At 44.7% G+C, this 13338-nt stretch carries 9 protein-coding genes; 7 read left to right on the top strand and 2 right to left on the bottom strand.

The annotated features are described in order from the left end of the window. Window positions 1-21: 21 nt before the first annotated feature. From ACED41_RS17035 to nhaA, 4 genes are all read left to right on the top strand, one after another. Window positions 22-693 carry an ABC transporter ATP-binding protein gene (locus ACED41_RS17035; RefSeq protein WP_076653026.1) on the top strand — a complete coding sequence of 224 codons (672 nt, stop codon included), beginning with the start codon at window positions 22-24 and terminating at the stop codon, window positions 691-693. Continuing rightward, the gene (locus tag ACED41_RS17030) at window positions 674-3127 is read left to right on the top strand and encodes an ABC transporter permease (RefSeq protein WP_136982098.1); all 2454 of its coding nucleotides are present in this window, start codon (window positions 674-676) and stop codon (window positions 3125-3127) included. The genes ACED41_RS17035 and ACED41_RS17030 overlap by 20 nt, the downstream gene beginning before the upstream one ends. Further along, window positions 3117-4265: a lipocalin-like domain-containing protein gene (locus ACED41_RS17025; RefSeq protein WP_017068753.1), complete on the top strand. Its 1149-nt coding sequence runs from the start codon at window positions 3117-3119 to the stop codon at window positions 4263-4265. The genes ACED41_RS17030 and ACED41_RS17025 overlap by 11 nt, the downstream gene beginning before the upstream one ends. A 275-nt stretch (window positions 4266-4540) precedes the next feature. After that, the gene (gene nhaA, locus ACED41_RS17020; RefSeq protein ID WP_010441484.1) at window positions 4541-5707 is read left to right on the top strand and encodes a Na+/H+ antiporter NhaA; all 1167 of its coding nucleotides are present in this window, start codon (window positions 4541-4543) and stop codon (window positions 5705-5707) included. A 275-nt stretch (window positions 5708-5982) separates the two neighbouring features. Here nhaA and ACED41_RS17015 read toward each other — a convergent pair whose 3' ends face one another. Both ACED41_RS17015 and ACED41_RS17010 read right to left on the bottom strand, forming a co-directional pair. Beyond that, complete coding sequence (locus ACED41_RS17015; protein ID WP_102428233.1) at window positions 5983-6594, bottom strand: OmpA family protein; 612 nt, start codon at window positions 6592-6594, stop codon at window positions 5983-5985. Continuing rightward, a complete protein-coding gene (locus tag ACED41_RS17010; RefSeq protein ID WP_102333196.1) occupies window positions 6594-7901 on the bottom strand; it encodes a TolC family outer membrane protein in 1308 nt (435 codons plus the stop codon). Before ACED41_RS17010 ends, ACED41_RS17015 begins: the two co-directional genes overlap by 1 nt. Before the next feature lie 761 nt (window positions 7902-8662). Between ACED41_RS17010 and ACED41_RS17005 the strand changes: the two genes are divergently transcribed. The 3 genes from ACED41_RS17005 to fabV all read left to right on the top strand — a co-directional run bounded on the left by ACED41_RS17005 (window position 8663) and on the right by fabV (window position 13043). After that, window positions 8663-9292, top strand: coding sequence for a TetR/AcrR family transcriptional regulator (locus tag ACED41_RS17005; RefSeq protein ID WP_017065403.1), 630 nt, complete (start codon window positions 8663-8665; stop codon window positions 9290-9292). Window positions 9293-9347: 55 nt separating this feature from the next. Beyond that, complete coding sequence (locus tag ACED41_RS17000) at window positions 9348-11630, top strand: acyl-CoA dehydrogenase (RefSeq protein ID WP_017071963.1); 2283 nt, start codon at window positions 9348-9350, stop codon at window positions 11628-11630. A 210-nt stretch (window positions 11631-11840) separates the two neighbouring features. After that, entirely contained in the window at window positions 11841-13043 is a 1203-nt protein-coding gene (gene fabV, locus ACED41_RS16995; protein WP_017060392.1) for an enoyl-ACP reductase FabV, read from the top strand. Window positions 13044-13338: the final 295 nt, after the last annotated feature.

Below are 13338 nucleotides of genomic sequence, written 5' to 3'. Positions count from 1 at the left end.
CTAACTAATGCGAGCTGTTTAATGTTAAAGCTGTCAGACCTATGTAAAGGCTATGTCGATGGGGGGGAGTTTCACCCTGTTTTGCAAGGTGCTGAATTAACATTAAACCAAGGTGACCAGCTGGCATTAATGGGAGAAAGCGGTTCAGGTAAAAGTACTTTACTGAATCTTATCGCGGGCTTAGACCTAGCGGACTCAGGTGAAATCGCTTTTCCTCACTTCAATATGCACGACTCAACCGAGCGTGACCGCACCGCTTATCGCAGAAACAACATTGGCCATATTTTTCAGCAATTCAACTTATTGCCAACGTTAAATATTGCCGATAACATCCGTTTTTGCCGCCAGTTAAAAGGCTTACCTGAAGACAAAGGTCTCTGGAGACAGATTCTCTCTGCTTTAGATCTTATGCCTTTACTTGGCCGTTACCCTGAAGAAGCGTCTGGTGGCCAACAACAACGTGTGGCCATTGCGCGTGCGCTTTATATGGAACCAAAAATATTGCTGGCCGATGAGCCGACCGGTAGTTTAGATGAGCGTAATGCAGAAGCGGTAATGCGTTTGCTGACCTCTTTGGCTCGTCAATTAGAATGTACGTTGCTGTTGGTAACACACAGTGAAAAAGTAGCTCTGCATATGGATGGTAGGATCCGTCTGCAAGGAGGGCAACTGCATGTTATGGCCCGTAGTTAAGGCACTACTCGGTCACTATCGACGTTACCCACTGCAGATTATTTTGGTATGGCTTGGTTTAACCCTCGGCGTATCACTTTTGGTTGGTGTTACTGCTATCAACCAACACGCCAAGCAAAGCTATGCGCATGGCGAAAAACTCTTTTCGAATCCTCTTCCTTACCGTATTCGACCAAAACACAACGCCAATAAAATCCCGCAAGGCTTTTATATCCAACTTCGCCGTGAAGGTTTTCAACAGTGTTCTCCTCTTGATCACCATCGTATCACTGATGAAAATGGCGCAAACTTCATGGTTGTCGGTATAGATCCTGTTTCTATGCTTCAGCTACAACCTGGTATAGCGTTAAAAGATCTCACCGCTTTGAACCTCATGAAGCCACCATATCCAATCCTTGTCAGTGATGATCTTGCTGAACACATGGAATGGCACAACGGTGATTACATCCCTTTGATGGATGGTTCTGAACTTGGTCCTGTGGTTGTTGATCAAAATAATATGATTAATGGTACAAGGTTGATTGCGGATATCTCCTTGCTCCGAATGCTTAAACGCAGTGCTGGGCTTTCAGTGATTGCTTGTTCAGACATGCCCACTGAGAAGTTTGAACGTCTTAAAAATATGTTACCTAATGGTTTGACGATCTCTCGTAGCTCTAAGGCAGAGCTTGAGTCGCTGACCAGTGCGTTCCACTTAAACCTAAAAGCGATGGGTATGCTGTCGTTTGTGGTTGGTTTATTTATTTTCTATCAAGCGATGTCGTTGTCATTTATTCAGCGCCAACCGTTAGTCGGAATCTTAAGACAAACAGGTGTGTCTGGTTGGCAACTGACTAAAGCGCTCTGTTTAGAGTTACTGCTATTGGTTTTACTGAGCTGGATCTGCGGCAATGTATTTGGCGTGATGCTAGCAAACCAATTGTTACCTGCCGTATCTTCAAGCTTGGGCGATTTATACGACGCTAACGTCGGCTTAACGATCGACTGGAATTGGCGTTGGAGTGGTTACAGCTTACTGATGGCATTGATTGGTGCTTTCTTAGCGTGTGCGTGGCCACTGGTTCGTTTACTTAAGTCTCAACCGATTCGTCTGTCTTCTCGTTTGTCTTTGATGCGTTTTGCGGGTACCGAGTTCACTTGGCAAGCGTTGATTGGCTGTGGCTTCTTGGTTGCTGCTGTTGCTGTGTATCAAGCCCCTCAGACTCAAGAAACGGGTTTTGCGATTATCGCGCTAATGCTGATCAGTGTGGCGCTATTTACCCCGTTTTTGATGTGGAAGTTATTTAACAGCCTCTCTTATTCGTTGCGCTGGGTTCGTGCTCGCTGGTTCTTTGCTGATGCAGCTTCCAGTATGAGCTACCGTGGCGTGGCGACGATGGCGTTTATGTTAGCCTTAACAGCCAATATTGGTGTAGAAACCATGGTCGGTAGCTTTAGAGATACCACTGATAAATGGCTAACACAGCGTTTGGCAGCCGATCTTTATATCTACCCAACCAACAATGCCGCTGCTCGTATGAGTAATTGGTTATCTGACCAACCTGAAGTGGATTCGGTTTGGTGGCGTTGGGAGAAAGATGTGGCGTCTCCAGTCGGTAGTATTCAGGTGGTCAGTACAGGCCCTTCTGAAGGCGAACTAGAAGCGCTGACGATCAAATTAGGTATTCCGAATTACTGGTATCACTTACATCACTCTAAAGGTGTGTTGATCAGTGAATCGATGTCTCTCAAGCTGGGGATTCGCCCTGGCGACTACATCGACCTCTATGACAGTCTCGGCTCTGGTTGGCAGGTTGTCGGTGTCTATTACGATTACGGTAACCCTTACCATCAAGTCATGATGTCGCATCGAAATTGGCTGTATGGGTTTGCAGGGCGGGGAAATGTCGGCCTTGGCGTAATACTCAAAGACGATGTGAATTCACTAGGGCTTCGCAACCGATTAGAAAGTGTATTCAGGCTTGGTTCTGAGCGTGTTTTCGATAATAACAATATTCACAGTCAAGCGATGCGGGTGTTTGATAGAACGTTCGCGATTGCAGATACACTAGGCAATATCACCTTGGTTATCGCCGTCTTCGGTATCTTCTTCGCGACGGTTGCGGGTGAAGTATCTCGCCAAAGGCATATTTCCTTGCAGCGCTGTTTGGGTGTCTCGGCGAAAGAACTGATCCTGACAGGTAGTTTGCAGCTGTTTGTGTTCGGGCTTATTTCCTCCTTAATTGCGATTCCGCTCGGATTAGCGCTAGCGAGCCTAATTGTAGATATCGTGATCAAGCAGTCTTTTGGGTGGTCACTCGAGTTACAAGTGATTCCTTGGGACTATTTGCAGACATTTGCATGGGCCATGGCAGCATTGATGCTAGCTGGTGCTTTACCAGTGATGAGAATGATTCGGAACACTCCGATGAAGTCACTGAGGGATGCGCTTTAGTATGTTTTTACGGAATACCTCAACTAAGTTAAGACAACGAATCCTGTCTTCTCTGCTATTAATCAGTTTCTTCGGCATCTTTTTAAGTGTTTGGGGTTATTACTCCTATTTCATCGATCCTGGTGAAAAGGGCGTGAATGAAGTTAACTCAATATTGGTTAATGAACACTTCAATGTGTTCGAACCTGTTTTGCCAGACCGCAATGTGTCGCTACCACAAGATTTTAAGTTCCACCCAGAGTTTCAGCACGAGTGGTGGCATTACTTTGCGTCTTTGAAAGGTGATGACGGTAAAGACTATTCGGTTCAGTGGAGCTTTTTCCGTATAGCAACGGACGAACGTGAAACTCCGGGGTGGCAAAGCCCTCAAGTCTATATCTCAAATGTGGTGGTCTCTTCTAAGTCCAAAGTATGGAAAGAACAGCGCATGGCTCGTGGCGGCATTGGCCAAGCGGGAATGACTAATCGTCCATTCAGGCTTTGGATTGATAACTGGAACTGGCGTGCACTCGGCAACACCCCATTCCCAGGACGCCTTCAAGTGCAAACAGACACGTTTGGACTTGAACTCGACACCATTGCAAAAGGGCCCTATGTGCTCAACGGCGATAACGGTTATCAGAAAAAGCACGACTTATTACCTGTCGCGTCTTATAACTTCAGCGCTCCATTTTTATCGTTGAGTGGTGTGTTGAACCTAGACGGCGTTACCAAGGAAGTGGAAGGAACTGCGTGGGTACATAAAGAGTGGGGCAGTGGCTTACTTGGAGTGGGCCAACAAGGTTGGGATTGGTTTGTATTTAACCTCGATGACGGCACAGCGCTGAGCATTAACCGCTATCGTCATAACCAACAGTTGCCTTACATATTCGGGACATTAGCAACGCGCTCAGGCAAAGTTTACCAATTAACGGAATCCGACATTTCCATTCAACCATTGCAAAATACAACGTTGATGAATGGAAGACGGATGCCTTTGCAGTGGATCATTAACGTCCCTAAGCATGATATTAACCTCACAACGCGTATTATACGCAGGGATATGTGGCTTCCATTTGTCATACCATATTGGGAAGGGCCGATTAAGGCGAGCGGGAGTCATGAAGCGACAGGCTTTATGCAGTTAACTGGCTACTAAAAAACACCTAAGGCTATAATTTGATAGCCTTTTTTTATGCCTGCGCCTTTTAGCGTCCCCCAATGAATTGTGCATACAGGTTCGATGATCTCATCTATACTTAATTCATGGTGCATAACAACATTATGGAATATACGACGTATTGTTTAGTATTTGTAGGAAAAACCGAAGTTAAACATCCGAAGAAGTGATTATCTATCAATTAAACTTGGATATAAACTCGTGGTTATTCTTTGTTATTCGTTTATTTAAATAATAAATATAAGGGCGAAATCATGACCGACGTCATCCGTGACTTCTTTAAAATGGAATCTGCTGGCGGCATCATACTAGTCATCGCTGCGGCGATCGCAATGTTTGTAGCAAACTCACCACTGAACGAAATGTACCAAGGTGTACTTCACAGTTACGTTCTTGGTATGTCTGTGTCTCACTGGATTAACGATGGCTTAATGGCTGTCTTCTTCCTTCTAATCGGCTTAGAAGTTAAGCGCGAACTTTTAGAAGGCGCATTAAAGTCTAAAGAGACAGCAATCTTCCCAGCTATCGCAGCTGTGGGTGGTATGCTAGCTCCTGCACTTATTTACGTGCTATTTAACTCAAGTAACCCAGAAGCGCTTCAAGGTTGGGCTATCCCAGCGGCAACTGATATTGCATTCGCATTAGGTATCATGGCGCTTCTTGGTAACCGTGTACCGGTTAGCTTGAAGGTGTTCCTATTGGCTTTAGCAATTATCGATGACCTTGGCGTTGTTGTTATCATTGCACTGTTCTACTCAGGCGACCTATCAACGCTTGCGTTAACGGTTGGTTTCATCGCAACTGGTGTGCTGTTCATGCTAAACAACAAGCATGTAACTAAGCTGAGTGTGTATCTCATTGTTGGTGCAATTCTGTGGTTTGCAGTATTGAAGTCTGGTGTTCATGCAACGCTGGCTGGTGTAGTGATTGGTTTTGCTATCCCACTGAAAGGCAATAAAGGTGAACATTCTCCGCTGAAGCATCTAGAACATGCTCTGCACCCATACGTCGCTTTTGCAATCTTGCCAGTCTTTGCTTTTGCAAACGCAGGTATTTCATTGGAAGGTATCTCAATCTCAAGCCTAACAGGTATGCTACCGCTTGGTATCGCTATGGGTCTATTGATTGGTAAGCCTCTTGGTATCTTTGCATTCAGCTGGGGTGCGGTGAAATTGGGTGTTGCTAAGCTCCCTGAAGGTGTGAACTTTATGAACATCTTCGCAGTATCTGTCCTGTGTGGTATTGGTTTTACAATGTCTATCTTTATTTCATCACTAGCATTTGGCCCAACGAATGTAGAGTTTGACACACTAGCTCGACTAGGCATCCTGATGGGATCTACAACAGCTGCAATTCTAGGTTACTTCCTGCTAAGCGTTTCTTTACCGAAAACAGCAAAGCAACAAGAAGTAAAACTATAATCAGCGGTAGGCTCGTTTAACGGCGAGCCTATTCACTGATTAACAAGCTAACTTCTGAGTAGCAAGACGAGTCACAGAATCATCCTCCCCGATTCATGTGACAGCAAAGAACAAAAAAGCCGTGATAGGGTTTCCTATCTCGGCTTTATTGATCCTAACAGCTAGTATTTTTAGTTTGGTTAGTTATTGATGATCTAAAACTCCTAGATTCAACTCATTATTTTGATCGGCATGAATTGCGGATCGTTTTGGATGACCAGAGTGACAGTGTCATGTTATTTTTCTAGCGTGGTAAATATGGTCCACTCCTCGACGATCTGTTCGCTTAGTCCGACAACTGTGGCTGTTACTCGGCGGTTCAGTGCATGAGACGTAGCATCGTTGCCATCGCTCTCTAAGCGGTTTTCACCGTAACCAACAACTCTTACTCGGCTCGGGTCGATACCATTCGACAACAGTTCATCTTCAACGTGGTGAGCGCGTTTCTTTGATAGCTCTAAGTTGTATTCACTCGCGCCGACTTTACTGGCGTAACCTTGAATCTCTATCGATGCACTTTGGTAGGTTTCTAAGAACTCAGCCATAGTGGTGATTTGATCTGAGAAGATAGGGTTAACTTCATAGGAGTCATTGGCGAAAAGGATGTTCAGCCGTCTGACTTCTTGCGAGCTAACCGTCTCTCCACAGCCTTCGTTGTCTACCAGAGACGACTCTGGTGTGCCAGGACAGGTGTCTCGTGCATTGACCACACCATCGTTATCATCGTCTTGCAGGTCAGAAATTTGCTCCGCTTCTGGCGTTTCTATGTAGGGCTCTTCATTTTGGCTAGAGCATGCACATAGCGTTATCGTTAATGCGGAAAGTAATAAATAAGGTCTCTTCATCATTAATACTCCACTGCCGTTGTCCACTCGTCTGGAATATCGACCAGTAGAGCGTTCAATAGAGAGCCTGTCGCGTTCATTACACGGTATTTAGCGTACTGTTCAGAGTAATGCGCATCTAAGTAATCTTTACGGGCTTCAAACAATTCGTTTTCAGTGTTAAGCAGGTCAAGGAGTGTACGTTTGCCGATTCGATATTGTTTCTCATAAGCGATAACGGTTTCTGACGCCGAATCCACGTGATCAGACAAGAAGTTCTTTTGTTGCAACGTCAGATCCAATGCACTCCAAGATAGGCGAAGGCCTTCTTCCACTTGTCGATAAGCACGATCTCTTAGATCCTTCGCTTTATTAAGTTGGTAAGCTGCAGCTTCTGAATTAGCACTATCGGTACCACCGTTGTAGAGGTTGTATCGCATTCTTAACATTGCCAACGTCTCTTGGCTCGAACCTTCATCGCCTCCCGCATCATCGCGCCATGATTGAGATGCCTCGATAGAGAAAGTAGGGTAGTTAACCCCTTTTGATTGTTTGTACTGGAAGTGCGCCGAATCGACATCTGCAGTTGCGACTTTGATTACCGGGTGTTGGTCCAGAGCATCAACAAGCGCGTCTGATAATGACAGAGGAATCATAGAAATATCGGCTCTTGGGTAGACTAAGCCAAGCGGTTCTTGACCCACTATTCTTCTAAATTGGGTGTGGGTATCAATTAGGTTGTTCTGTGCGGCTAATAAGTTGCCGTGAGCTTTTGCAATCCTTGCTTCTACCTGAGATACATCTGCGGTTGAGCCTATGCCTGAGACTGCACGCTTTTTGATGTCTTTATAGATTTTCTTGTGGATAGCGAGGTTACTTTCCGAAAGGGCTAAAACTTCAGTTGCTTTGACTGCGTCTAAGTAGATCTGTGTGACCTCTAGCGCTTTGTCTTCGGCATCCGCGAGTAATTGTAAGCGAACCGATTCCGCTTCTGCGGCAGTACGGTCAATATCATTGAGAGTCGACGAACCATCCCACAACAACTGAGTGAGGGATATGGTGGCTTCCTTTCGTGTGAGATCGGTATCAGGACCGTTGTTTGGCGCAGGGTTTATGCCTTCATAGCCAATACCAGCATCAAGATCGATACTCGGCCTATAAGCACCACCTGCGGCATCGTTTCGTTTTTGTACACTCACAAACTCATTAAAAATACTTTTTATCTCAGGATTGGTAGCCAAGGTAATGGCAACAGCCTGTTCTAAAGTCTGAGCAGAGAGTGGGGTTGCAATAGCTAAGCAACAGATGATGGGTAATTTAAACAGTCTCAAAGTAGGTCTCCTTCTACTTTTAAAAGCTCCCGCCTCCTCCCAACTAGCGTTTAACTACTTAATTGAGAAGGGTATTAAACGAAGCTTAGGACATCTGCTAGAAATTGCTAAGTTTGTTGGCTTTATTTCGAATGTAAGTCTCTATCGCTATTGATTAATTTACCAGTTGTGACAGGTGGCAAGCTTCGAGTAGATGTGTTGAAAATAAATGCAAGGCTAGAATTCGGCTTGGGCAGAGATTGGTAAACGTTGGTTAGGAGGTTGTTTGAAATACGTATCTCAGTGATAGCAATGTGCCAAGCGTGGTAGTTCGATTTTTAGTAAAAAATGACAATATAAAAAGAATCGATCGCGCTGTTTAGTTTGTAGCTGTAGCTGTAGCTGTGAAGAAGGGTAAGTAAGGTTTCACCCTAAACAACACACAAAAAAAAGCCCAAACCAACGTGGTTTGGGCGGATACAAGTATAGGAGTTAATAAGGAAAATGCAGTAATTAAGAAAGCAGTGAGAAGAACAAGTTTGACGGCCTGTTAAACTTCTAAATACGCTGTTTTCTACCTAATTTAGGACTCTCCATTTCCATTTCAGTTCCAAGAAAATTCATTATTTTTTTCTTTTTTTATAAACACACAGCGATTCAATCGTTTAGTGCTGAGTTTTATTAACTGGTACGACCAATTTGTGAAAATGTGATGTTGCTTGCTTGTTAAATAAATGTACTAAGCGTATATTTCAAACAGTTGTTTAATACGAGTGATTGAAATGGCACCAAGAAGTACAACCAAAGACAAAATCTTAGATGTGGCTGAAGGCTTATTTGCTGAGCACGGTTTTAATGACACCTCTTTACGTACGATTACGAGTAAAGCGAATGTCAACCTAGCTTCAGTGAACTATCACTTTGGCGATAAGAAGACTCTGGTTCGTGCGGTACTCAATCGTTACTTAGAAGCATTTATGCCAGCACTGCAAGATGCATTAGTGAACTTAAACTTGAACGAAACGTATTCTATGAGTGACGTGTTTGAGTCGTTGAGACAGCCACTAAGAGCACTTAATGATGTTAGGCCAAATGGTACAAGCCGATTCATGTTACTTATCGGCAGAGGCTATACGGATGTGCAAGGACACTTGCGTTGGTTCATTACTACTCGCTACAGCGAAGTACTTTCTTTGTTTACGACATCTGTAATGAAGGCGAATCCGAACCTCACTCAAGAACAGTTGTTTTGGCGATTACACTTCACCCTAGGGACTTGTGTATTCACCATGGCATCAAGTCAGGCTCTGGTAGAAATTGCAGAGAATGACTATGACAGAAAGATAGATGCTAAGGCAGTGGTCGATATTCTTATTCCATATTTAGCCGCAGGCATGTCAGCAGAAGAATAAAACAATAAAAAGCGAAACATTCACAACCAATATAGTGAACAAAAGGATCTGAACTATGAGCTCTCTAAGACAAAAATGGGTAAGTGACCCAGCTTTTAAACTCTTTAAAAAAGTACTACCACCACTATCTAGCACCGAGAAAGAAGCGATGGAAGCGGGTAGCGTGTGGTGGGACGGAGAGCTGTTTTCTGGTAAACCAGATTTCACTAAGCTGCACCAATACCCAAAACCTCAGCTGACAGCAGAAGAGCAATCGTTCATGGATAATGAGCTTGAAACCTTGCTCGCTATGCTTGATGACCACCAAATTGTAAAAGAAGATCGAGACCTTCCTGAAGAGGTGTGGAACTTCTTACGCAAAGAGCGTTTCTTTTCGCTAATTATTGCGAAAGAGTATGGCGGTCGTGAATTCTCAGCACACGCTAACTCAACTATCGTAACTAAGATTGCGACTCGCAGTATCAGTACTGCGGTTTCAGTAATGGTTCCAAACTCTCTTGGTCCTGGTGAGCTGCTGTCTCACTACGGCACTCAAGACCAAAAAGACTACTGGCTACCTCGTCTTGCTGACGGTACAGATATCCCATGTTTCGCACTAACAGGCCCAGAAGCGGGTTCTGATGCGGGTGGTATCCCTGATGTCGGTACTGTGTGCATGGGCATGCACGAAGGTAAAGAGACGCTAGGTATCAAGCTTAACTGGAACAAACGCTACATTACACTAGCACCAGTGGCGACGGTACTTGGTCTGGCTTTCAAACTGCACGATCCAGAAAAGCTACTGGGTGACAAAGAAGACATTGGCATCACTTGTGCGCTAATCCCGGCTGACCACGAAGGTGTTGTGATTGGTGAGCGTCATGACCCACTTGGTCTTGCGTTTATGAATGGTCCAACACGCGGTCACGATGTATTTATTCCTATGGAATGGTTAATCGGTGGTGCCGATTACGCAGGTAAAGGCTGGCGTATGCTGGTGGAATGTCTGTCTGCAGGTCGTGGTATCTCATTACCCGCACTTGGCACGGCGATGGGCCACCTAACGGCGAAAACGACCGGCGCATACGCTTATGTTCGTAAGCAGTTCGGTATGTCGATTGGTAAGTTTGAAGGAGTTGCAGAGAGTTTAGGTCGTATTGGTGGCTTAACGTATCTACTAGAAGCGACTCGAACACTAACAACTACTTCACTCGATATGAAAGAGAAGCCGGGTATCGTTACGGCTATCGCGAAATATCACATGACAGAAATGGCGCGTACTATCCTGAATGATTCAATGGATATCCACTCTGGTCGTGCAATTCAAGATGGTCCAATGAACTACTTAGCTGCGCCTTACCTAGGTATTCCAGTTGCTATCACAGTAGAAGGTGCGAACATCTTAACTCGCAACCTGATGATCTTCGGTCAAGGTGCGACACGTTGTCACCCATACGTGCTAAGCGAAATGGAAGCGGCAGCAAACCCAGATGAGAAGCAAGGTGCGAAGGATTTCGATAACTTGTTGTTCAAGCATATCTCTCACGCAACTAAGAACACGTTTGGTGCGTTCGGTGCGGCATTGACAGGCTCTAAGTTCATTAAAGCGGATATGAGCGGTCCAACGAAGCCTTACTACCAAGACTTAACTCGCTTGAGCCGTGCGCTTGCAGTGAGTGCGGATTTCGCAATGCTTACACTAGGTGGCGAACTGAAACGTAAAGAGCTTATCTCTGCACGTCTAGGTGATGGTCTAAGTTACCTATACATGGCGTCTGCAGCGCTTAAGAAGTATGAAGATGAAGGTCGTCAACAAGCTGACCTAGACTACGTACACTACGCGGTTCAACACTGTTTCCATAACGCGGCTAAATCGCTACAAGAAGCGTACAGAAACTTCCCAAACAAGATGGTAGGTAAAGTACTTAAAGGTCTAGTTTTCCCTGTCGGTAACCACTTTGAAAAACCAAGTGATAATCTAACGGTACAACTGGCAGAAAGCTTGATGACTCCGGGTGCACACCGTGAACGTCTAACTCACCTTTGCTACATAGGCAAAGAAGAAGAGGATAGTGTTGGCCTAATGGAGAATGCGTTCAATGCGATGTACAGCATCAAGCCTCTCGAACGTAAGATCTTCAAAGCAGTGAAAGAGGGCAAAGTGGCTCGTAAAGGTCTATTGCAAGATAAACTTGCTCAAGCACTGGCGGCAGATGTTCTTACTCAAGACGAAGTTGACCAAATCATTGCAGCAGACAAACTTCGCTACGCAGCGATTCAAGTTGACCACTTCAGTCATGATTACAGTGAAACTTTGACGCGAAAAGAGTTAAAACCTAAGCTAAATAGCGTTGCTTAGATAAAGAAATGACAAAAGGCACCTTATTAGGTGCCTTTTTTTGTTTTTGTCGTAGAAGTTGCAATAGAGGCGTTAACAAATGGTGACTTAGTCAGCAAATATTCACTGAGTGCTCCAACCACTTGCATTTTCGCCACATTTTTACAGAAATTAGATGCCATTTGCGTACGAAACTTTTATCCTTAACCTGATTTTTTAAGGAAGTTGAATATGATCATCAAACCTCGAATTCGCGGATTCATCTGTACTACAACACATCCAGTCGGTTGTGAAGCTAATGTAAAAGAACAAATTGCTTACACAAAAGCTCAAGGCCCAATCGCAAACGCACCTAAACGTGTACTAGTTGTTGGCTCTTCAAGTGGCTACGGCTTGTCTTCACGTATTGCGGCTGCATTTGGTGGCGGCGCTTCAACTATCGGTGTTTTCTTCGAGAAAGCCGGTACTGAGAAAAAGCCGGGCACAGCTGGTTTCTACAACTCAGCAGCGTTCGACAAGCTAGCTAAAGAAGAAGGCCTGTATTCAAAAAGCCTGAACGGCGATGCTTTCTCTAACGAAGCGAAACAGAAAACAATTGACCTGATCAAAGAAGATCTAGGCCAAATCGATATGGTTGTATACTCACTGGCGTCTCCAGTGCGTAAAATGCCAGAGACTGGCGAAGTAATTCGTTCATCTCTAAAGCCTATCGGTGAAACGTACACGTCAACTGCGGTTGATACGAACAAAGACACAATCATCGAAGCAAGCGTAGAGCCTGCAACTGAAGAAGAGATCAAAGACACTGTTACTGTAATGGGCGGTGAAGATTGGGAACTTTGGATCAATGCTCTTTCTGAAGCTGGTGTTCTAGCGGACGGTTGTAAGACGGTTGCTTACAGCTACATCGGTACTGAACTAACGTGGCCAATCTACTGGGATGGCGCACTAGGTAAAGCTAAGATGGATCTAGACCGTGCAGCGACAGCGCTGAACGAGAAGCTAGGCCAAACTGGCGGTACTGCAAACGTTGCTGTTCTTAAGTCTGTAGTGACTCAAGCAAGTTCTGCAATCCCTGTAATGCCTCTTTACATCGCTATGGTGTTCAAGAAGATGCGTGAAGAAGGTATTCACGAAGGTTGTATGGAACAGATCTTCCGTATGTTCAGCCAACGTCTATACAAAGAAGACGGCAGCGCGCCAGAAGTGGATGAAGTGAACCGTCTACGTCTAGATGACCTTGAGCTTCGCGAAGACATTCAAGATCACTGTCGTAACCTATGGCCTCAAATCACAACTGAGAACCTAAAAGAACTGACTGACTACGTAGAGTACAAAGAAGAGTTCTTGAAGCTATTTGGTTTCGGTGTTGAAGGTGTTGATTACGAAGCTGACGTTAACCCAGCTGTTGAATTTGATGTAGCTGACATCTAATTCAAGTTATCGAATCTAAACGAAATAGGCGCTCATTGAGCGCCTATTTTTTTGTCTGCTATTTGGTTCAAGAGATTAAGAGCAGATATGGGATTCGAGTGGCGGGATGCGAAGAAATTTAAGAGCGGATACGGCTACCGCGATTCGAAGGGGGACAAGAGTAGAAATAAGGGATGAAGAGAGTTAAGAGCAGGAGTGGGGAAGAAGGCTTGAACCGCTTAAAACAGGTTATAAAAAATGCACTAACCCAAAGTGAATTAGTGCATTCGAAATATCTAAGCTTGGCTGCTTTTAA

The organism is Vibrio sp. 1F255 (assembly GCF_041439145.1).
GTDB classification, from domain to species: domain Bacteria; phylum Pseudomonadota; class Gammaproteobacteria; order Enterobacterales; family Vibrionaceae; genus Vibrio; species Vibrio crassostreae_C.
The sequence above is the reverse complement of the archived record's forward strand: the minus strand, read 5'-3'. Positions and strand labels throughout refer to the sequence as shown.